This is a genomic window from Phycisphaeraceae bacterium (assembly GCA_019636795.1).
Lineage (GTDB): Bacteria > Planctomycetota > Phycisphaerae > Phycisphaerales > UBA1924 > JAHBWW01.
Genome location: JAHBWW010000004.1, coordinates 39,375 through 61,456, shown reverse-complemented (window position 1 = coordinate 61,456; position 22,082 = coordinate 39,375). Strand labels below are relative to the sequence as shown.

Here is a 22,082-nt window from a genome sequence, read left to right as displayed (position 1 = left end):
GTGAGTTCGAAGAGCAGCCGGCATCGACCGTCAATAACGGCTATCCTCCGACTCCATGTCTGGACTCCGTCAGGGCAACCCGCCGCCTCCCCCGCCGGAGGTGATGACCATCGACGAGCTTGCGGTCTACCTGCAGGTCTCGAAGTCGTCCCTCTACAAACTCGCGCAGGACGGGAAGGTGCCCGGCCAGAAGGTCGGGAGGCATTGGCGGTTCCACAAGTCTGCGGTGGATGCGTGGCTCAGTTCGGATGGGAGTAGAGAGGGCGGAGGGTCGCGCCGGCCGAGCCCGGGAGCAGATGACAGATGACCTCAGCAGAACGCGAACTCGAGCAGGCTCTGATAGACCGGCTCGTCGGCCTGAAGTACGAGCACCGGCCCGACATCCGCGACAGAGATGCGTTGAACGCCAACTTCCGAGAGAAGTTTGAGACGCTCAATCGTGTCAAGCTGACCGATGGCGAGTTCGGCCGCCTGCTCGACGAGATCGTTGTCGCCGATGTCTTCGACGCCGCTGTTCGGTTGAGGGAGAGAAGCAGCTTTGTCCGCGACGACGGCACACCGCTCAACTACTCGCTCGTCAACATCAAGGACTGGTGCAAGAACACCTTCGAGGTCGTCAGCCAGCTCCGCATCAACACCGCAAACAGCTTCCATCGGTACGACGTGATGCTGCTGATCAACGGCATCCCGGCCGTGCAGATCGAGCTGAAGACCCTCGGCATCAGCCCCCGCAAGGCGATGCAGCAGATCGTCGACTACAAGTCCGACCCGGGCAACGGGTACACCAACACGCTGCTCTGCTTCGTCCAGCTCTTCGTCGTCAGCAACCGCGATCGGACGTATTACTTCACCAACAATAACAAGAAGCACTTTGCGTTCAACGCCGACGAGCGGTTTCTGCCCGTCTACGAGTTCGCGGATTCCAAGAACGAGAAGATCAGCCACCTGGACGACTTTGCCGAGTCGTTCCTCGCCAAGTGCACGCTCGGCCGCATGATCAGCCGCTACACGGTTCTCGTCGCCGGCGAGAAGCAGTTGCTGATGATGCGCCCGTACCAGATCTACGCCGTCCAGCAGATCGTCGATTGCATCAAGGACAACACCGGCAACGGCTACATCTGGCACACCACCGGCAGCGGCAAGACCCTCACCAGCTTCAAGGCCTCGACGCTGCTCAAGACCAACGACGACATCCACAAGTGCCTGTTCGTGGTCGACCGTAAAGACCTCGACCGTCAGACCCGCGATGAGTTCAACCGGTTCCAGGCCGGTTGCGTTGAGGAGAACACAAACACCGCCGCGCTCGTCAAGCGTCTCCTGAGCGATAACTACGCCGACAAGGTCATCGTCACCACGATCCAGAAACTCGGCCTCGCCCTCGATGAGCAGAGCAAGCGCAACAAGCAACGCGCCGAACGCGGCCGAGACACCTATTCCGACCTGCTCGCGCCCCTCCGCGACAAGCGCATGGCCATCATCTTCGATGAGTGCCACCGCTCACAGTTCGGCCAGACCCACCAGACCATCAAGGACTTCTTCCCCAAGGCCCAGTTCTTCGGCTTCACCGGAACACCGATCTTCGAAGAGAACGCCACGGCCAGGAAGGTCGACGGTGATGTCCAGACCTTGATGACCACCGCCGACATCTTCCAGCAGCCCCTGCACCAGTACACCATCACCGACGCCATCGAAGACCGCAACGTCCTGAAGTTCAACGTCGACTACTTCCAGCACGGCGGCGAGGACGCCCGCAAAGCGAACCCCGACGCGGTCAAGCGTGCGATCGTCGACAACATCCTCGACAAGCACGACGCCGCCACAAACAGCCGACGCTTCAACGCACTCTTGGCCACCGCCAGTATCAATGACGCGATCGCCTACTTCGATCTGTTCGCCGAGGCGCAGGCTGAGCGGCAAGCTGAAGATCCCGACTTCAAGCCTCTCAAGATCGCCGCCGTCTTCTCTCCGCCCGCCGAAGGCAACGCCGATGTCCGTCAGCTCCAGGAAGACCTCCCCCAGGAACTGGCCGACAACCAGCAGCAGCCCGACGAGAAGAAGGCCGCGCTCACCCGCATCATCGCGGACTACAACGCTCGGTACGGCACGAACCACAAGCTCGCCGAGTTCGACGCCTACTACAGCGATGTCCAGGAGCGCATCAAGAACCAGAAGTTCCCAGATGCCGACATGCCCGGCAAGGACGGCACACCCGGCGGCGGGAAGATCGACCTCGTCATCGTCGTCGACATGCTCCTCACCGGCTTCGACAGCAAGTACCTCAACACTCTCTACGTCGACAAGAAGCTCAAGCACCACGGCCTGATCCAGGCCTTCAGCCGCACCAACCGCGTCCTCAACGACACCAAGCCCCACGGCCAGATCCTCGACTTCCGGGGCCAGAAGGACAACGTCGACGAAGCCGTCCGGATGTTCTCCGGCCTCGAAGCCACCGGCGAGGGTGCCGAGGAATCCCGCAAGATCTGGCTCGTGGATCCGGCCCCCGTCGTCATCGAGAAGCTTAAGGCCGCGAAGGCCGACCTCGACGCGTTCCTCGAAGGCCAGGGCCTGCCCCCAGCGCCCAGCAGCATCGCCAACCTCAAGGGCGACGCCGCCCGCGCCGGCTTCGTGCAGCAGTTCAAGGAGGTCCAGCGACTTCAGGTCCAGCTCGACCAGTACACCGACCTCTCCGATGCGCAGAAGCAGGAGATCGAGGCGACGCTGCCCAAGGACGACCTCCGCGGCTATCGCGGGGCCTACCTCGAGACGGCCAAGCAGCTCCGCGACCAGTCGCAATCCAGCGATGAGCCCGATCCAACCGTCGACGACCTCGATTTCGAGCTGGTCCTCTTTGCCTCTGCCACTATCGACTACGACTACATCATGACGCTCATCAGCCAGATGAGCCAAGCCCCTGCTTCAGGCAAATCGACAAAGACCCGGATGACCCGCGAGGAGCTGATCGCCCTCATCCAGTCCGACGCCAAGTTCCTCGATGAGAAGGACGACATCGCCGCGTATGTCCGGAGTCTCGAAGCCGGCAAGGGCCTCAGCGTGCGGGAGGTCGAGGCCGGCTACGCCCGTTTCAAGGCTGAGAAGCAGCAACAGGCGATGCATGACCTCGCCGCCGTCCACGGCCTCGAAACGGACGCCCTCGAAGCCTTCACCGCCGAGGTGCTCGACCGCATGATCTTCGACGGCGAGAAGCTCACCGACCTGCTCGCGCCGCTCGGACTGGGCTGGAAGGATCGCCAACGCAAGGAGCAAGAACTGATGGCGGGCCTGATCCCGCTGCTCAAGCAGCGCGCCGCCGGACGCCGGATCAACGGACTGGCTGCGTGGGAGCAGTGAACGAGACGACAGAGAGGATCAGGCCATGAGCAAGGACGACAAGACAACCAAGCCAAAACCGCATCTTCGGTTTCCGCAGTTCCGGAATGCCGCGGGCTGGAATGTCAAGCGTCTTGGTACCCGCGGCGCGTTCTTGTCCTCACTCACAGGGAAGTCTGCAGCTGACTTCGATACGGGTGACGCCAGGTTTATCCCGTACATGAACGTCTTCTCGAACACTTTCACGGATCTCCATGATCTGCGTGCGGTCGATGTCGGTGAGGGCGAGACGCAGAACGCCGTCGCCCGAGGCGACGTTTTCTTCACCGTTTCATCAGAGACCCCAGAGGACGCGGGCATGTCGAGCGTTCTCCTCGGTGACATCGAGGACTGCTACCTCAACTCGTTCTGTGCCTTGTTTCGCTTTCATGAAGGTCGCTCACCAGACCCGGTCTTCTTGGGGTATGCGCTCCGATCTGGGGTAGTCAGGAAGCACCTCGCTCGCAGCGCTCAGGGTGCAACCCGGTACAACATCTCGAAGGGAGTGTTTCGCGACGTACCGCTGCTCCTGCCTGAGCCGGCCGAACAGCGCAAGATCGCGGAGTGCCTCGGCTCGCTGGACGACTGGATCGCGGCCGAGACGGAAGCCCTGGCGGCACTCCGCCGGCACAAGACCGGCCTCATGCAACAGCTCTTCCCCCGCCCGGGCGAATCCCGCCCGCGGCTTCGGTTTCCGGAGTTCCGCGATACGCGGCAGTGGCAACCAAAGTCGATTGACGAACTCGCAAGCTTCAAGTCTGGTGGGACGCCATCCAAGAGCAATCCCGCCTACTGGGGCGGCTCGATCCCGTGGGTATCCGCGAAGGACATGAAGAAACTGAGATTGCAGGATAGCGAGGACCACATCACCCAGCTTGCGGTGGACGAGGGTGCGAGGCTGGTGCCTGCTGGCACATTGCTCATGCTCACACGTGGCATGACATTGATGAAGGATGTACCGATTTGCCTGCTGCAACGACCCATGACATTCAATCAGGATATCAAAGCTCTCACCCCACGGAAGGGGACGCGCGGTGAGTTCCTTGCCTATCTCCTGATCGCCAATAAGCCGAATCTGCGGGCACTCGTAGACATAGCTGGACACGGCACCGGACGACTGGACACTGACGAAGTAAAGCAGTTAAGGCTATCGGCACCCGGTCCTGCTGAGCAGGAGCGCATAGCTGATTGTCTCGTGTCGCTGGATGCCCTTATCACGGCGCACGCTGATAAGCTAGTCGCTCTCCACGACCACAAACGCGGCCTCATGCAGCAGCTCTTCCCAACGCCGGACGCGGCCGATGGAGGTGGCTGATGGCGCAGGGTCAGTCCTTTCCAGATCTCACTGTTTTGGCTGAGCACCTCAGGAATGAGCTGCAGCAGCATCGGTACATCCTGCTGTATGCCTACAACGGCACAGGGAAGACCCGGCTCTCCCGCGAGTTCAACAGGCTCGGCAAGCAGTTCAACGAAGAGGATGATGTCGTCTCGGGCGACACGCTCTACTTCAACGCCTTCACTGAGGACCTGTTTTCGTGGGACAACGACCTGGACAATGATGAGCGCCGCACCCTCGAGCTGAACGCCAAGTCGCGCTTCTTCGCAGGACTGGGCGAGTTCGAGATCGCGAATCGGGTGCAGTCACTTCTGAACTACTTCGCCGATTTCACGATCGATGTGGACCTGAAGTACCGCGCCCCTGGCAAGGACGACGAGAAGCCGATGCTCGATGAGGGCCGAGTGTCGTTCAGCCGAGAGATCTTGGTGAAGGAGGACGATGGCTCGGATCGTTCAGAGACCATTGAGCACATCAAGGTCTCGCGGGGCGAAGAGAACATCTTCATCTGGTGCTTCTTCCTGGCCATCGTCGAGGTCGCCCTCGACCCCGACCTGGATGCGTACGACTGGGTCAAGTACATCTACATCGATGACCCGATCTCATCGCTAGACGAGCAGAACGCGGTCAAGGTGGCGACGCATCTCGCGATGCTCCTCAAGCAAGCGCACCAAAGCCACGCCAGCGGGGAAAGAACGAGTGCTCCGCCGGGCGTGGTGATTTCGACACACCACCCGCTCTTTCACAACGTGCTCTGGAATGAACTCAAGAAGCATTCTCGCAGGTATTTTCTCAGCCGCGACCTGTCGACGGACGACTATCTGATCCGCAATACCGAGGCGACGCCGTTTTTTCACCACATTGCCACCCTCGCGGAGCTCTACGAGCGAGGCGGGAGCGGCAACCTCGATACATACCACTTCAACTCGCTCCGGGCCGTTGCGGAGAAGACGGCCAGCTTCCTTGGGTACAACAGCTTCTCTGATTGCATCAAGCGCAATGCAGACGACTTTGACGGCGTGCTGCACACGCGTCTGCTGAATCTACTCAGTCACGGCGGCTACTCCGTCTACGAACCCACCGAGATGGTGGAAGACAACAAGCGTGTGTTCCGCGCGATGCTCCATGCGTTTATCCGCGACTACGCGTTCAGTCGGCAACACTTCCCTGGACTCCCCACGAGTGAACCGGAAGACAATCAAGAGGCTGTGACCAAATGACAAACGACGATCAAAAGCGACTGGGCAAAGTCCTCTGGTCCATTGCCGACGACCTGCGCGGCGCGATGAACGCGGACGACTTCCGCGACTACATGCTCGCGCTGTTGTTCCTGCGCTACCTGTCCGACAACTACGAGGAAGCGGCCAAGAAGGAACTGGGCCGCGACTACCCCGACCCGGATGCGGTCGGCAACGGCGGACGGACGCCGCTCTCGGTCTGGTACGCGGAGAACGAGGCCGATGTCCCGGCGTTCGAGGCGCAGATGCGCAAGAAGGCGCACTATGTCATCAAGCCGGAACACCTCTGGACGAACATCGCCCACCTCGCACGCAAGCAGGATGACTACCTGCTCGACACGCTGCAGGCCGCGTTTAAGTACATCGAGAACGATTCATTCCAAAGCACCTTCGGAGGACTGTTCTCGGAGATCAACCTGGTCTCTGAGAAGCTTGGCAAGACCCTGAAACAGCGGAACCAGAAGCTGTGCACGGTCGTGACCCGCATCGCCGACGGCCTGAAGGAGTTCTCGACCGACGCCGACACGCTTGGCGACGCCTACGAGTATCTGATTGGCCAATTCGCCGCCGGATCCGGCAAGAAGGCCGGCGAGTTCTACACGCCTCAGCCCATCAGTTCGATCCTCTCGGCGATCGTCACGCTTGACAGCCAAGCGCCGGAGAGCGGGCCGCGAAAGAAGCTCGAAGCCGTATACGACTTCGCGTGCGGCTCCGGCTCGCTCTTGCTCAATGTGCGGCGGCACATCGCGGACGCCGGCGGCACGGTCGGCATGACCTACGGGCAGGAGAAGAACGTCACGACCTACAACCTCGCCCGCATGAACATGCTGCTGCACGGCGTGAAGGACTCGGAGTTCCACATCCACCACGGCGATACGCTCGTCAACGATTGGGAGCTCTTGACAGACCCCAACCCGGCGAACCGACCGAAGTTCGACGCGGTCGTGGCCAATCCACCGTTCAGTTACCGCTGGACGCCCAAGGAGGAGACCAGCAAGGACGCACGGTTCAAGGATCACGGCGTCGCACCCAAGTCGGCGGCGGACTTCGCGTTCCTGCTGCACGGGCTGCACTACCTCAAGGATGATGGCGTCATGGCCATCATCCTGCCGCACGGGGTGCTGTTCCGCGGCGCTGCCGAATCGAGGATCCGGCGGAAGTTGCTGGAGGACGGGCACATTGACACCGTCATCGGTCTGCCCGCGAACCTGTTCTATTCGACCGGTATCCCGGTCTGCATCCTCGTGCTCAAGAAGTGCAAGCGATCCGATGACGTCTTGTTCATCAACGCCGAAAAGGGATTCGACAAGGGCAAGCGACAGAACTTCCTGAGCCCGGAACACATTCAGCGAATCATCGATACCTACCGCGATCGCCCAGATGAGATTGAGCGGTATGCCCGACGGGTCGAGATGGATGAGATTGAAACGAATGACTTCAACCTCAACATCTCGCGCTACGTGAGCACAGCGGAGCCCGAGGAGCAGATCGACCTTCAGGCGACGCACGGCGATTTGATGGGTATCGAGAAGAGGATCAATAAGGCGAAGACGGCACACAACGGGTTTCTGGAGGAGTTGGGCCTGACGCCGTTGCCGTGAGTTTCGGCGCTGGTCGTGCAAGAAAGGGAATCGATGCTCGCTGCCGGGAAGACCATTCAGATCTACTGCCCATCGGGTGACCCTCGTGGCGTCCGCATCGCAGAGATCACCACGCGCATTGTCCAGGCGGTCGTGGTCCCACGCGCTCGCTTGGATGAGGCGGTGAAGCGTGAGGAGTTGGCCGGCGTCGGCGTGTACTTCCTCTTCGGCGAATCAGAGGCTGCGGGCCTTCCGGTCGCCTACATCGGTGAGGCCGAAGACTGCGGCGTCCGCTTCAAGCAGCACAACAAGAACAAGGACTTTTGGAACATCGGTGTCGCGATCGTCTCGCGGACCGGCAGCTTCACGAAGGCACACGCCAAACTTCTCGAATGGATGGCGATCGAGAAGGCCAGAGTCGCCGGTCGCTACGACCTCGATAACGGCAACGCTGGGGGAAAACCGAATGTGCCGGAGTGGATGGCAGCCGATGTCGCGGAGATCTTTGAGACGCTCGAGGTTCTGCTTGGCACTCTTGGGCACCCGATCTTTGAAGCCTCATCGCGAGATGCCGCGAGTGCGGACCAGGTGTTCATGTGCCGCCGCGGCGGGTCTGACGCGAGAGGTGTCTACAACGAAGAGGGCTTTGTGGTCCTCAAGGGCTCGATCGCTCGCCAAGAGACCACCTCGTCGTCTCATGACACCGTCGGGCCGAAGCGTGAAGAGATGATCGGCAGCGGCCTACTTACTCGAACGCCTCAGGGCTACCGCTTTGAGCGGGATGTCGTCTTCAGCTCACCCAGTGCTGCTGCGAGTCTGGTCACCGGGAGCAGTGCGAACGGCTGGATCGAGTGGCGGAATGCTAGGGGCCAGACGCTGGACGATGTCTATCGGAGGATGTCTGAAGACGGTGCCTGACTTCTGTGCCTACGGGGCCATGTGTGATGCCCGTAGTTCCGATAAGGACACTTCGTGAAAGCGAACTCTTCTTCTTGGCATTGATTCTCCGTGGCGATCCTGATCCCGACTCGCTCTGACTCATGAGCCGCACTTCAAGTGCCGATGCAGTCCGGTATTCGGACGGCAACATGGGCAGCCGTTTCGGGCATCGGCATAGGGCCTCTCCATCGCGACGTGTCCGGGATAGCTTGGCGGCCCTCTAGCGGAGAACCCTCCCTATGGGCCACCATCAGGTCGAAAGCCTACCGGTTACGCGGTCGCACAGACGCGTTGTCGCCATGCTGGGCGATGGTGCTGGCATGGCGGGATTGCCCGGCGTGGGGCAAGGTGCGCTCGCACAAGTGGCTGACGCGATGCTGGCCGCTGCGATCGCAGGGTTCGAGCGTGCTGCGACTGATGAAGGCCTGATTCATACGTTCTACCTGCTCACGCAGGTCACGCAGGCAGCCCGGGATGAAGACCGCTTCAATGAACGCCTGGCCGAGCTTGGGGTCACGGGTGGTGCCTGGGAATCCGGTTTCTCCCAAGGGGATGGTGCCTCCATTGCCAACACCATCTATGACCTGGTCGGCAACTTCACGTACGCCATCGACGATCATCTGGCCAGCACACGATCTCGCTCGGACCTGAGCGAGATCGCTCAACGGGCCGCCGCTCAAAGCCTGACCGTCTTGGGCCAGGAGTACGCAAATACCCTCTTTGGGACGGGTCCGGACGCAGTGCAAGATGCACTGCGACGGCTGTCTACGCAGTCAGGATTCGCTCGCCTGACCCAAGACTTCTTCGGTCGTGTGGCAAGTGGCTTCCTCATCTACCACTTGAGCAAGGAGCTATCGAACCACGTCGGGCCGGGCCGCAGATTCGCCGACGTGTCCGAGCACAATGCATTCCTATCGGCGATGGAAGCGCATTGTCGAACCGCGTCGTCTGTGCTCAAAGAGTTCTCGGGAACTTGGTACTCCAAGCACAACTTTCAAGGCGGCATCACGCCTCGGAAGAGTGCTGGCTTTGTCCGTCATGCTTTGGAGAAGGTGGGCGATGCGCTGACGCATCTCGGGGGGTCTGATGCCTCCTGATCGGCCCAAGCCGCATCTGTTCTTGTGCAACGGCGCAGGCCTCTCTAGCCGGCGGAAACTGTGGCGTGAGCTAAAGGCTACAGAACTCATCACAGATGGCCCTGCAAGCAATGTCGTCATCAAGATCTCAGAGATCTCCAAGTCACTAACGGCCAATGTACCGAAGCGAGCAGCCGATCTCATCGAGATCGCGGCGGCGGTGTATGTCGCTGACCAATTGTCCAAGCGAACTGGTCGAAAGACCCAAGATTACGGCGATTTATGGTACCGCGACATCCGGATGGAGATCGCTGTCCGGGACCCGGACTTTTGGAATCAGGAAGACGTTGCTGGCCTGCTGTGCCGCATGTTGAACTTCATCTCCGGCGACAACTTCGAGTTCGCCTTCGCTGAACTACACGAACCCCCTGCGGTAGAGACCTACCTGGAATTCGGCTCCGGTGACCCGAATCCAGAAGGGATCGAGAAGGTGCTCCTCTTCTCGGGCGGAATCGATTCCCTGGGCGGAGCCGTGCAAGAGCTTTCTGCCGGGCGGCGCATTGCAATGGTGAGCCACAAGCCAGCGGGTCATGTGGCCGGGCTGCAGAAGAGTCTCGTGAAGGAGCTTGTTAAACGAGCTTCGGTGTCCGGCAATGCCCCGCTGCCAGTATCCGTCTGGTGCAACAAGAAGGGGTTGGTGGAGAAGGATCACACTCAGCGGACACGATCCTTCCTCTATGTCACGCTTGGGGCGGTTGTGGCGCGGATCTTCGGCTTGGATGCTGTCGACTTCTTCGAGAACGGAGTGGTGAGCATCAACCTCCCCCTGGCTGAGCATGAGCTCGGCGCACGGGCAACTCGGACGACACATCCCCAGACCTTGGCGTGGTACAGCCAACTCCTGTCGGCGGTGTTCGAGCAGAAGTTCCAGGTTCGGAACGAATTTCTGACGAAGACCAAGCAGGACGTGGTAGAGATCATCAAACACGCAGGTCAGGGAGAGTTGATCGCTTCCAGCGTGAGTTGCATGCACACTCGGGAGACGACCAAGGCGAGCCCGCACTGTGGCGTGTGCTCACAGTGCGTGTCGCGTCGCTTCGCAACGCTCGGTGTAGACGGCGGAACGCTAGAGCCATCGAGTCTTTATCGACACGATGTGCTGACGGAGCCCCGGAAGCAAACCGAGGACCGCATTATCGCCGAGCGATTTCTCGGCTTTGCGCGCGAAATCGCTGCATTAGAGGACTCTGCCGAGTTCGCTCAGCGGTACGCCGCTGAGCTGGCACGAGTTACCCGATTCATGTCGCTCGCGCCGACCGTGGTCATAGACAGCGTGTTTGATCTGCATCGGCGGCATGCCGAACAGGTCAACGCGGTGATCATCGAGGCTATGCAGGCGTCGGCCGAAGATCAGTATCACGGAAAGATCGCCGACGGATCCATGCTTGCGTTTGGCTTCGGGACGAACGGTGGTGATCCAAAGGCCGCGCCACCCAAGGCCGCGCAGCCATCAGGGGGTGATGACGGATTACGCCCATCACATCCATTGAATAAGAATCAAGTGCTAGTCCTTTCGGTGCTGTCTAAGGCAAGAGCGTTGATGACCCAAGCTGATTTGGTTGACGCCATGAAAGCCAACGGGCATCACCGAACGCGTAAGACCATTGGCATCGCGCTAAAGGAGCTAAGGGAAATGGACCTCGTGTGCTACCCGGATGGTCCGCGCTCCGGTGCCGCCATCACCCCAGGCGGCCGTTCGTATCTGGCGGAAGCGACGGCACACTAATTACCCACTATTTACGCCTTGATGACGCGCTGAAGACGCCGTAACTACCCACTTGAAAACCAGTTAAGCGGCACCATTCCTCCGACACCTAACGGCCAGGAGTCGGAAGCCGCATGACCCACACCAACCAACAGAGAGAGCCTGTCTTGCCCCGCTCTCGGGGGCCTCCGCGATGGTCGCGGCTACCGCAAGGTGCATGACCATCATCGTTGTCTAAGTCCATCATCAACTTCGCAACTGGCCGCGAAGCAGTGCCGTTCGGGTGTCGTCGTCAACGACGATTCCGCGAACCGCCGCTAAACGGTCGGGCGCGATCCGTGCGCACTGATGGCGACACCCCAGGCGCTGCCTCCGGTCTCGGAGGCCCGTCATGGGTAACCCCAACCAGATTGTTTCTGACCCCTTCACCGCCACCCTCATCCGCATCAAAGCCGCCCAGCTCTGCCGGCGCACGGACTTCTCCTGGTCGGACCGCGACGACCTGACGCAGCAGATGCTGCTGTATCTGCTGGAGAAGGCCCACCTGTTCGATCCCGCCCGGGGGAACATCGAGGCGTTCGTCACGAACGCCATCGATTCCTGGGTGGCGATGGAGCTGCGATTCCGTGGCCGCCACAAGCGGCGCGGCGATTACGAGGCGATCTCCCTTGAGGGGACGCTCGTCGAGTGCGACGGCGACGCCGTCCCGCTTCGCACCGTCCTCGGTCCTGCCGACCAGCAGCGCCGCCGCCAAGCCGCCCCCGCTTGCCAGTTCGATACCGCCGAGACCGCTGAGGCCGTCGCGGCGGTCATGGCCACCCTCGACCCGGAGGACCGGGACCTGCTTCGGCTGGTCGCTGAGCACGGCAAGGCGGCGGCCGCGCGCGAGTGGTCGCGCCGGTCCGGCGCTGCGGTGAGCCGCCGGCAGATCCAGAACGCCCTCGAACGGTTCCGCGCCCGCTTCGAGGCGGCCGGGTTTGGGCCGGCCTGACCGCGCACCGGCGGCGGTGGCGGCATAGGTGACCCAAGAAGCGCCCCCGGACCGCCGGTTCTCTCTCTTCCCTCCGGAGGCCCCGGCCCCTCGACCACGGTGTACGCCGCGGCTCGAGGGGCTGGGTCTCACGGGCGGCGGTCGGTGCGCCCGTGAAAGGAGCTCCTGATGTTGACCGATGTGTTTCGATTCCGATTCGCCTCCCCTGCCGCTCTGGCGGAGGCAGAGGCCACGCTGCACCTGTCGATCCTGGCCGCGGAGGGCCTCTTCGGTGAGGCCCGGACCCGCACCGATGTGTCCTACCACGCCGATCCGCCCCGCGCTGCGCTGCTGGTCGATGGCGGCTCGCCCTGCGGGGCGGCCGTGGTCCGGATCTTCACGGCATTCCTGATTAAGGAGTTCGGAGCCGACGGGTTCGCGGTCCGGCGGATGCCCTGCGGCGGGCCCAGGAGCGGTCAGGTCCGCGCACCGCAGGGGGTGGCCGCCTGATGAGCGCGATACCCCAGAACACAGACGACCTCCACTCTTGCCTCGCCCGCGTGCTCATCCGCGAGCCCGCCGAGACCTACCACGCCCGTCGCAGCGATTGCTTGACCTCGCACCGGCTGGCGGAGTTCCGCTCGTGCCCGCTGCTGTTCCGGCGCAAGGAGATGGGGCTGATCCCGGATCGGGACAGCCACGCGTTCCTCGTCGGGCGGGCGGCGCACACGCTCATCCTTGAGGGTCGCGGGCGCTACGAGGCCGAGTACGCGGTCGGCGGGCCGATCAACGAGAAGACAGGCAAGCCGTACGGATCGAGCACGAAGGCGTTCGCCGAGTGGGCCGAGAAGCGCGGCAAGCCCGTACTGGCCGACACCGACGCCGCGACGGTCGAGCAGATGGCGGCGAGCGTGCGCGAGCATCTGTTCGCCCGCGAGCTGCTGGCCGAGGGTGTCGCGGAGGGCGTCGTCCGCGGCCGGATGAACGGGGTGCTGTGCCAGGCCCGGTTCGATTGGATCAACCCCAAGGACGGCCGCGGGCTCGTTGATCTGAAGACCTGCGACTCGATCGACTCGTTCGAGTGGCACATCGACGCGTTCAAGTACCTGCACCAGCTCGCGTTCTACCGGGCGCTGCTCGCCGTCGTGAGCGGTGTCACGTTGCCCGTCCACATCGTCGCGGTCGAGAAGCGCGAGCCGTTCCGCTGCGGCGTGTGGCAGATCGCGCCGCGGTGCCTTGATGCCGCCCAGGCCGAGAACGACCGCGCGATCGAAGAGCTCATCCGCTGCCGGGAGACCGGCCAGTGGCCCACGGGGTTCGAGTCCCTGCGGCTGTACGACCGCCTGCCCAACTGACCGTCGCACCAGGGCACCCAGTCCCGAACCCGCACCACCAACCGCAAGGAGACCCATCGATCATGACCGCACTCGCACACATCCAGAAGGGCCGCACGCTGATGCCGCGTCGCGTGATGCTCTACGGCGTCCACGGCGTCGGCAAGTCCACCTTCGGCGCGATGGCCGAGACGCCCGTCTTCATCACGACCGAAGAGGGTACGAACGACATCGACTGCGACCGCTTCCCGCTGGCGACCAAGTACGCCAACGTGCTCGGGGCGCTGTCGGCGCTCTACAGCGAAGATCACGGCTACCAGACGGTGGTCATCGACAGCCTCGACTGGCTCGAGCGGCTGATCTGGGCCGAGGTCTGCGCGAAGCGCGGCGTCGAGACCATCGAGGACATCGGCTACGCCAAGGGGTACGTCTTCGCGCTCACGCAATGGCGCGAGGTGCTGGCGGGCCTCGACGCGCTGCGGACCGAGCGCGGGATGCAGGTTGTCCTGATCGCGCACGCGGCGATCGAGAAATTCGCCAACCCCGAGACCGACACCTACGACCGCTACGTGCCCCGCCTGCAGAAGCAGGCCTCGGCGCTGATCCAGGAGTGGTGCGACGAGGTGCTCTTCGCCACCTACCGCGTCCACACGAAGACCCAGAGCGAGGGCTTCGACCGCAAGCGCACGCAGGGCATCGGCACGGGCGAGCGGATCCTCCGCACGACCGAGCGGCCCGCCCACGTCGCAAAGAACCGCCTGAACCTGCCCGACGAGCTGCCGCTGGATTACCGCGTGTTCGCGGCGCTGGCGCGCGGCGAGGGCGATCCCGGCGCAGCCATCGAGAACGCCAACCAGAACGAGATCAACCAGACCACCCAAGAGCAAGGAGCCTGACCCATGGCAGATCTGAACGGATTCGACGCGACCAATGTGGAGCCCAATGCCGGCTTCGATCCCATCCCCGCCGGCAAGTACGTGGCCGCCATCACGGCCAGCGCCATGAAGCCGACCAAGAACGGCAAGGGCGAGTACTTGGAACTCGAGATGGAGGTTCTGGAGGGGCCGTTCAAGGGCCGCAAGCTCTGGGACCGCCTGACCCTCAAGCACCCCAACACGCAGACGGTCGAGATCGCCAAGGGCACGCTGTCGGCGATCTGCCGGGCGGTGAACGTGCTGCGGCCCCGCGACTCGGTCGAGCTGCACAACCTGCCGCTGGTGGTCAGCGTCGCGATCAAGACTCGCGAGGACAACGGCGAGCCAACCAACACCATCAAGGGCTACGCGAAGCGGGACACCGGCGTCGCGCCGCAGCGCCCGATGGCGGCTGCCTCGGGAGGGACGCCGCCGTGGAAGCGCTGACCGCCGCGGCGGCGGACGATGGCGCGTTCGTCGTCGAGCTGCCGTACCCGCCCAGCGTGAACCACTACTGGCGTCGCGTCGGCGATCGGACGCTGATCAGCCGCGAGGGACGGAAGTTCCGCAAACGGGTCTGCGCCCGGCTCGCCAGGCGAACGGCAGAGCCCATGTCGGGACGCGTGGCGGTGCATGTCACCGCCCACCCGCCCGACCGGCGTCGGCGGGACCTGGACAACGCGATGAAGGCCCTGCTCGACGCCCTTGGGCACGGCGGGGTGTACGAGGACGACGGCCAGATCGATCGGCTCGAGATCGAGCGCGGATCGGTCGTGCCCGGGGGCAAGGTGGTCGTCCGGATCACCAGCATGGAGGCGACCAACTGATGGGACTCAGGCCATACCAACGCGACGCGGTCGATGCCGTGTGGAACCACATCGCCGCCAGCGATACGAACCCCGCGGTGGTTCTTCCGACCGGCTCGGGCAAGACGCACGTCATCGCCGAGCTATGCCGCGACGCGGTGCAGAAGTGGAACGGGCGGGTGATCGTGGTCGCCCATGTGAAGGAGCTGATCGAGCAGGCGGCGGGCAAGCTGCAGGCCGTCGCGCCGGACCTACCAGTGGGCGTGTTCAGCGCCGGGCTTGGTCGGCGGGATCTCGGGTACGCCGTGACGATCGCGGGCATCCAGTCGGTCTACCAGCGGGCGCACGACCTCGGGCCGCTCGATCTGGTCATCGCCGACGAGGCGCACCTGATCCCGCCGGACGGCGAGGGGATGTACCGCCGCTTCCTGGCCGACGCGAGGGACCTGTGCGACCACCAGCGGGTCATCGGGCTGACGGCGACGCCGTACCGCATGAAGACCGGCACGATCTGCGGCCCCGAGTCTGTGCTGCACGGGGTGTGCTTCGAGGCGGGCGTGCGCGAGCTGATCGTGCAGGGCTACCTGTGCCCGCTCAAGAGCCGGGCCGGGAAGGCGGTCGTCGACACAAGCGACATCCATGTGCGGGGCGGGGAGTTCGTCGCAGGCGAGCTCGAGGACCGCATGGAAGAGGACGGGTTGGTCGAGGCGGCGTGCGCGGAGGTCGTCGCCGCTACGGCCGACCGGCGCAGCGTGCTTCTGTTCTGCTCGGGCGCTCGGCATGGCGAGCACGTGGTCCGGGTGCTGCGCGAGAAGCACGGCGTTGAGTGCGGGTTCGTCGAGGGCGGGACTCCGGCCAAGGAGCGCGACGCGCTGATCGCCCGGTTCAAGTCGGGCGACCTGAAGTACCTGGCGAACATGAACGTGCTGACGACGGGCTTCGACGCCCCGAATGTCGACTGCGTGGCGATGCTGCGCCCGACGATGAGCCCCGGGCTCTACTACCAGATGGTCGGGCGGGGATTCCGCCTGGCCGATGGGAAGACCGACTGCCTCGTGCTGGACTTCGGCGGCAACGTCCTCCGGCACGGCCCGGTGGACGCGATCCGCCTGGCGGACACCAAGGACGCCTCGGGTGCCCCCCCCGACGCCCCCGCCAAGCAGTGCCCCGAGTGCGATGCGCTGATCCACGCGGCGTATGCCGTCTGCCCCGAGTGCGGGCACAAGTTCCCGCCGCGGCAGGTCAAGCACGCGGCGGTCGCCTCCGACGAAGAGGTCGTCAGCGGCTCGGAAGGCCCGGCCCGGCGCGACGAGCGCGTCATCGAGGTCGCGTACTACGTCCACCACAAGCGCAACGACCCGCTGGCCAAGCCGACGATGCGCGTCGAGTACCGCATCGGCTTCAACCGCTGGGCCCGCGAGTGGATCTGCCTGGAGCACCCCGAGGGCGGATACGCCCGCCGGAAAGCCGAGCAGTGGTGGCGAGAGCGTTCCAATGACCCGCCCCCGTCTTCGGTCGAGGAAGCCGTCGAGTGGGCCAACGCGGGCGCGGTGGCCCGGACCGAGCGCATCACGCTGGAGAAGAAGCCCGGCGACGAATGGGAACGGATCGTCGGCTACGCGCTCGGCGACAAGCCACCCCGGTTGGAGGATCCCGACAGCCTTCCTGATGTTGGGCCTGAGCACGCCCTCGCGGCGCTCGGCTACAGCGACGACGAGGTGCCGTTCTGATGCAGGACGCGCCGCACCCATCCGATTCGACTCGTCGCAACGGCACGCTCGCTTCGCACGCGTCGGCTTGCGTGGCCGCGGGGCTCTGCGCCCTGCCCGCGATCCGCCGCGGCGAGGAGAAGCGCGTCGCCCTGTCCTCGTGGAAGCCGTACCAGACGCGGCTGCCGTCTGGCGACGAACTGGGATCGTGGTTCAATCCCGAATCGTCGCCAACCGCGATGTGCCTCGTGTGCGGGGCGGTGTCGGGCCACCTGGAGATGATCGACTTCGACAACTGGGACGGCGGCGGCGGCGAGGCCTTCGAGGCGTGGCGCGAAGCGGTCGAGGCGGCAGCGCCGGGACTGCTGGAGCGGCTGGTCATCGAGACGACGCCGTCGGGTGGCAGGCACGTCGTCTACCGCTGCGAGACGCCCGTGTCGGGCAACACCAAGCTCGCTCAGCGCCGAATCGACGTCGATACCGACGAACCGGTCGTCGTGGGCAGCAAGGAGTACGCGCCGAGGCGCGACGCGTCGGGCGCGTTGGTCGTCACGGTGACCATCATCGAGACGCGGGGCGAGGGCGGGCTGTTCCTCTGCGACCCCTCGCCGGGCTACGAGGTCGTCCAGGGCGACCTGTGCGAGCCGCCGCTGATCACCGCCGACGAGCGGGACGTGCTGCTCGGCTGCGCGTGGGCACTAGACGAAACGCCCCAGCCGGTGGTCGGCGGTGATCTCGCATCCTCCAACTCTTCGGCATTTCCGAACGGTTGCCTCTCCCGCCCCGGCGACGACTTCAACGACCGGGGCGACCCGCGCGAGGTCCTGCTCCGGCACGGCTGGGCTCTCGTTCGCTCCGGCGAGTTGGGGGGGAACGAGCACTGGCGTCGGCCCGGCAAGTCGGCGGGCACGAGCGCGACGCTCAAGGACCGGGTCTTCTACGTCTTCAGCACCAACGCCGCGCCGTTCGAGGCGCACAAGGGCTATTCGCCGTTCGCGGTCTACGCGCTGCTTGAGCACCACGGCGACTTCGCGGCCGCGGCGTCGGCGCTCGCGACCGAGGGCTACGGCTCGCGCGAGCACACGACCGGCGTTGACCTCTCGGCGTTCATGACCGACACGCCGCCAGCGACCGGGCCGCTCGAGCCCTGTCCCGTGCCGGTGGGCGAGCTCGTCGCGGCGTACCCGCAGCTGCGCGAGCCCGTGATCCACGGCCTGCTCCGCGCTGGCGAGACCATGAACGTGATCGCCAGTCCCAAGACCGGCAAGAGCTGGCTCACGCTCGACCTGGCGATCGCCGTCGCCACCGGTCGGCCGTGGCTTGGGCGCTACCAGACCGAGGCCGGGCCGGTGCTCATCATCGACAACGAGCTTCACCGCGAGACCAGCGCCCACCGCCTGCCGAAGGTCGCCCAGGCCCGGGGCGTGGCGATGCGCGAGATCGCCGAGCGGATCTTCGTGGACAACCTGCGCGGGCGGCTCCAGGACATCTTCACGCTCGCGCCGTACTTCGAGGCCCTCGAGCCCGGGCGGTTCAAGGTCATCGTGCTCGACGCCTTCTACCGCTTCATGCCCGCCGGCGGCGACGAGAACGACAACGGCACGATGGCCAACATCTACAACCGGATCGACGCCTTCGCCGACCGGCTCGGCTGCTGCTTCGTGCTCATCCACCACTCGACCAAGGGCAGCCAGAGCGGCAAGAGCGTGACCGATGTCGGGGCCGGGGCGGGCGCGCAGAGCCGGGCCACCGACACGCACCTGGTCCTGCGGCCGCACGAGGAGGACGGCGTGGTCGTGCTCGACGCGGCCGTACGGTCCTGGCCGCCCATCGACCCGACCTGCCTGCGCTGGGACTTCCCGGTGTGGTCGGTCGACGACACGCTCGACCCGGCGTCGCTCAAGAACGAGCGGCCCGGCAAGAAGAAGGATGCCGCGCCCAAGGCCGACAAGCCCGCGGAGCCGTCGTGGGGCGTGGAGCGGTTCGTGGCGGAGTTCATCTCCGCCGAGCCCGTCGGGAAGGCCGAGATCCGCGAGGACGCCAAGGGCGAGCCCGGGCTGTCCTGGCGTCGCGTGGCGGACCTGCTGGACATCGCCGAGGGCGAGGGGCGGATCGAGCGCGTCCGCCTGCCGGGCCGGGGCGGGCGCTGGGGCTACGCGCTGCCGGGCGGGGAGGTGTCGTCATGACCCGCCGATACTTGTTCGATCTGGGCTCGAACTCGGAGCGCCGCGAACTCGGAGCGCACGGAGTTCACCCCGAAATGTGTGCGCGCTTCAAGTTGAACTCGAAGCGCGCGCACCCCCCCATACCCCCCCGCGGGCGTGCGCTCACGCTTCGCCCGCGGGAACTCGAAGCGCGTGCGCGCTCCAAGTTCGCGCTCCGAGTTCGCCAGGGGCAGGGCAAAGGCAGGCGGCGTAGGTACTTCCCAGGGGGGATGGCCAGCCGACGCCCGCGGGAACAGCCGCAATCCCCGTTTGAGTTTGTTTCATCTGTCCGAGTCTCGAAAGGAGAGGCGATGCATGGACGCAGTATGGAGAGAATCCGCGACGACGATGGTCAGGGTGTACGGCGCGGACGCGAGGAATGCGCGGATCTTCGCCTTACCGTGGCCCAGGGCGGCGACAAGCATGGCGACGGGGTGGCGGATCCGTCTCAGCCAAAGACCGCCGCGACACGCACTGGCTCCGCCCGCAGCGACATGGACCGCGTTCGCAACGAAGTCGGTCGCGAACAGCGGCACGGTGGCGCGGAGGTATCGGATCGGTCCATGGGACCGGTGGGCGGCGGCGCGGGTTCGAACGCCCCTTCGGTATGTCAAAGAGGCGGATCGAACATGGTGACGGGGCCGGTCTCGACGGCGAATGTGCTTGCGCTGCTCGAACACCAAGGTTATCGATGCGCCATGACGGGGAGGCTGCTGACACCAGAAACCGCTGCGCTCGATCACATCGTGCCGCTTCGCTTCGGCGGCGAGCACCTGATCGAGAACACACAGGTGCTGCACAAGGATGTGAACCGGGCCAAGAACTCGATGACCAACGAGGCGTTTGTCGCGATGTGCGGCGAGGTCGTTCGGTGGTCGGTGTGCGCTGAGCGTGAAGGATCAATCGATGATGAAGACCGGACTGACATTTGACGAGTACGTTGAGTTGTGTCTCAAGCCGCCAGCGGAGACCAGCCGGGACTTCCATGCCGCGGCCGAGGCGGAGCGTGATCGGATGTTTCCAATGACAAAGGCGGCCGCTTCGAATCACCTGCGGTCGCGCGGCTACGACTGCCGTCCCCCGATGCTCGACATGCTCATTGAGCATGGAGTGGTCAGCCTCTCGCAGCCCGACATCTGGACGCGGTCGGATGTGAACGCGGCGGCCGAGCACTTCGATGCTTGCCAGATCTTCTTGCCGTTCGCAGCCATGTGCGAGGCGATGGGATGCCGCTACGCGAACATTCTGCGTGCGATGCGCGGCGAGTCCGTGTGATGAACTCCCGTATGCAACCAATCCGGTCCGAACTTACGCACCAAGCACCCCTCGCCCGCCCGGCCACGGGTCGCCCCACGTTGGCCCGTGTCGCGCCCGGCGGCGGTTTCCCCATCCAACCCCCGATCCCGCCAACTGGCCCCGCACGGGCGAACGTCGCCCGCCAGTGCGCCGGCCTGTTCACCCCGATCCCCAACCCCGAAGCACGGAGGCTCCTGCCATGAAGATCGAACTGCGTCCCCTCGCGGACATCACCCCGTACGAGAACAACCCCCGCCTCAACGACGGCGCGGTCGATGCCGTCGCTACATCGCTGCGGGAGTTCGGCTTCCGCCAGCCGATCGTGGTCGACACCGAGGGCGTCATCGTCTGCGGCCACACGCGGTACAAGGCGGCGATGAAGCTCGGGCTGGAGAAGGTCCCGGTGCATGTCGCCAAGGACCTGAGCACGGCGCAGATCAAGGCGTACCGCATCGCCGACAACAAGAGCGGCGAGCTGGCCGAGTGGAACTTCGACCTGCTGCCCATCGAGCTCGGCGAGCTGCAGGCGATGGACTTCGACCTCGCGTCGCTGGGCTTCGACGAGAAGGAACTCACGAAGCTCCTCAACGCCGGCGGGAACGCCGGGCTGACCGATCCCGACGAGGTGCCCTCACCGCCCGACGAGGCGACCACGCGCCCGGGCGACCTGTGGATCCTCGGCAAGCACCGGCTGCTCTGCGGCGACAGCAGCAACGAGGTGGATCTCGATCGACTGCTCGACGGGCAGGTCATCGACCTCGTGAACACCGACCCGCCGTACAACGTGAAGGTCGAGCCGCGGAGCAACAACGCCATCGCGGCGGGTAACAGCTCGTTCAGCAAGCAGACCGGCAGGGCCCAGACCCACCACCAGAAGCTCGACCTCGCCCGGCACCCGGAGAAGGCCAAGCCGACGGGCACCAAGATGCGCGCCAAGGACCGGCCGCTGGCCAACGACTTCGTGACCGACGACGCCTTCGACGCGCTGCTGCTGGCGTGGTTCGGCAACGCGGCGCGGGCGCTCAAGCCGGGCGGCTCGTTCTACATCTGGGGCGGCTACGCGAACCTGGGCAACTACCCCGGCCCCCTCGAGGCCTGCGGGCTGTACTTCAGCCAGGGCATCGTGTGGGACAAGCAGCACCCGGTGCTGACCCGCAAGGACTTCATGGGCGCATTCGAGATCTGCTTCTATGGCTGGAAGGAGGGCGCGGGGCACCACTTCTACGGCCCCAACAACGCCACCGACCTCTGGCACGTCAAGAAGGTCAACCCGCAGAGCATGGTCCACCTGACCGAGAAGCCCGTCGAGCTCGCGGCCCGCGCGATCGAGTACTCGTCGAAGCCCGGCGAGAACGTGCTGGACCTCTTCGGCGGCTCGGGTTCGACGCTGATTGCCTGCGAGCAGCACGGACGGCGCGGGTTCCTGATGGAGCTCGACCCGCTGTATTGCGATGTGATCGTGCAGCGGTGGGAGGCGTTCACGGGGAAGAAGGCCGAGCGGGTTCCAGCGGATGCGACGGAGCCAGTCCATATCGGGAGCGGAGTGTGA

Annotated in this window: 19 protein-coding genes; all 19 read left to right on the top strand. The window is 64.4% G+C overall.

All coding sequences use genetic code 11. From position 1 onward, the window contains the following. Positions 1 to 55: 55 nt before the first annotated feature. The 19 genes from KF757_09365 (at position 56) to KF757_09275 (ending at position 22,082) form a co-directional block, all read left to right on the top strand. On the top strand, positions 56 to 307 hold the full coding sequence (locus KF757_09365; protein MBX3323184.1) for a helix-turn-helix domain-containing protein: 252 nt from the start codon (positions 56 to 58) through the stop codon (positions 305 to 307). Further along, entirely contained in the window at positions 304 to 3,348 is a 3,045-nt protein-coding gene (locus KF757_09360; protein ID MBX3323183.1) for a type I restriction endonuclease subunit R, read from the top strand. The genes KF757_09365 and KF757_09360 overlap by 4 nt, the downstream gene beginning before the upstream one ends. Before the next feature lie 25 nt (positions 3,349 to 3,373). Continuing rightward, positions 3,374 to 4,681 (top strand): restriction endonuclease subunit S, encoded by a 1,308-nt coding sequence (locus KF757_09355; protein ID MBX3323182.1) that lies wholly within the window; start codon positions 3,374 to 3,376, stop codon positions 4,679 to 4,681. Further along, the gene (locus KF757_09350) at positions 4,681 to 5,922 is read left to right on the top strand and encodes a hypothetical protein (protein MBX3323181.1); all 1,242 of its coding nucleotides are present in this window, start codon (positions 4,681 to 4,683) and stop codon (positions 5,920 to 5,922) included. Before KF757_09355 ends, KF757_09350 begins: the two co-directional genes overlap by 1 nt. Then, positions 5,919 to 7,541: a type I restriction-modification system subunit M gene (locus KF757_09345; GenBank protein MBX3323180.1), complete on the top strand. Its 1,623-nt coding sequence runs from the start codon at positions 5,919 to 5,921 to the stop codon at positions 7,539 to 7,541. Before KF757_09350 ends, KF757_09345 begins: the two co-directional genes overlap by 4 nt. A gap of 33 nt (positions 7,542 to 7,574) precedes the next feature. Then, on the top strand, positions 7,575 to 8,438 hold the full coding sequence (locus tag KF757_09340; GenBank protein MBX3323179.1) for a GIY-YIG nuclease family protein: 864 nt from the start codon (positions 7,575 to 7,577) through the stop codon (positions 8,436 to 8,438). Positions 8,439 to 8,758: 320 nt separating this feature from the next. Beyond that, the gene (locus KF757_09335) at positions 8,759 to 9,556 is read left to right on the top strand and encodes a hypothetical protein (GenBank protein MBX3323178.1); all 798 of its coding nucleotides are present in this window, start codon (positions 8,759 to 8,761) and stop codon (positions 9,554 to 9,556) included. Then, positions 9,546 to 11,321 (top strand): hypothetical protein, encoded by a 1,776-nt coding sequence (locus KF757_09330; protein MBX3323177.1) that lies wholly within the window; start codon positions 9,546 to 9,548, stop codon positions 11,319 to 11,321. The genes KF757_09335 and KF757_09330 overlap by 11 nt, the downstream gene beginning before the upstream one ends. A 370-nt stretch (positions 11,322 to 11,691) precedes the next feature. Then, the gene (locus tag KF757_09325) at positions 11,692 to 12,291 is read left to right on the top strand and encodes a hypothetical protein (protein ID MBX3323176.1); all 600 of its coding nucleotides are present in this window, start codon (positions 11,692 to 11,694) and stop codon (positions 12,289 to 12,291) included. 168 nt (positions 12,292 to 12,459) lie between these two features. Continuing rightward, positions 12,460 to 12,780: a hypothetical protein gene (locus KF757_09320; protein MBX3323175.1), complete on the top strand. Its 321-nt coding sequence runs from the start codon at positions 12,460 to 12,462 to the stop codon at positions 12,778 to 12,780. Positions 12,781 to 12,830: 50 nt separating this feature from the next. Then, complete coding sequence (locus tag KF757_09315; protein MBX3323174.1) at positions 12,831 to 13,625, top strand: PD-(D/E)XK nuclease-like domain-containing protein; 795 nt, start codon at positions 12,831 to 12,833, stop codon at positions 13,623 to 13,625. Between the two features lie 62 nt (positions 13,626 to 13,687). Next, complete coding sequence (locus KF757_09310) at positions 13,688 to 14,500, top strand: ATP-binding protein (protein ID MBX3323173.1); 813 nt, start codon at positions 13,688 to 13,690, stop codon at positions 14,498 to 14,500. A gap of 3 nt (positions 14,501 to 14,503) precedes the next feature. Further along, positions 14,504 to 14,965 (top strand): DUF669 domain-containing protein, encoded by a 462-nt coding sequence (locus tag KF757_09305; GenBank protein MBX3323172.1) that lies wholly within the window; start codon positions 14,504 to 14,506, stop codon positions 14,963 to 14,965. Then, entirely contained in the window at positions 14,953 to 15,345 is a 393-nt protein-coding gene (locus KF757_09300) for a RusA family crossover junction endodeoxyribonuclease (protein MBX3323171.1), read from the top strand. The genes KF757_09305 and KF757_09300 overlap by 13 nt, the downstream gene beginning before the upstream one ends. Continuing rightward, the gene (locus KF757_09295; protein MBX3323170.1) at positions 15,345 to 17,054 is read left to right on the top strand and encodes a DEAD/DEAH box helicase family protein; all 1,710 of its coding nucleotides are present in this window, start codon (positions 15,345 to 15,347) and stop codon (positions 17,052 to 17,054) included. The genes KF757_09300 and KF757_09295 overlap by 1 nt, the downstream gene beginning before the upstream one ends. Next, positions 17,054 to 19,219: an AAA family ATPase gene (locus KF757_09290; GenBank protein ID MBX3323169.1), complete on the top strand. Its 2,166-nt coding sequence runs from the start codon at positions 17,054 to 17,056 to the stop codon at positions 19,217 to 19,219. The genes KF757_09295 and KF757_09290 overlap by 1 nt, the downstream gene beginning before the upstream one ends. A 329-nt stretch (positions 19,220 to 19,548) precedes the next feature. Then, positions 19,549 to 20,169 (top strand): HNH endonuclease, encoded by a 621-nt coding sequence (locus KF757_09285; protein MBX3323168.1) that lies wholly within the window; start codon positions 19,549 to 19,551, stop codon positions 20,167 to 20,169. Continuing rightward, positions 20,144 to 20,512, top strand: coding sequence for a hypothetical protein (locus KF757_09280; protein MBX3323167.1), 369 nt, complete (start codon positions 20,144 to 20,146; stop codon positions 20,510 to 20,512). The genes KF757_09285 and KF757_09280 overlap by 26 nt, the downstream gene beginning before the upstream one ends. A gap of 220 nt (positions 20,513 to 20,732) precedes the next feature. After that, positions 20,733 to 22,082, top strand: coding sequence for a ParB N-terminal domain-containing protein (locus tag KF757_09275; GenBank protein MBX3323166.1), 1,350 nt, complete (start codon positions 20,733 to 20,735; stop codon positions 22,080 to 22,082).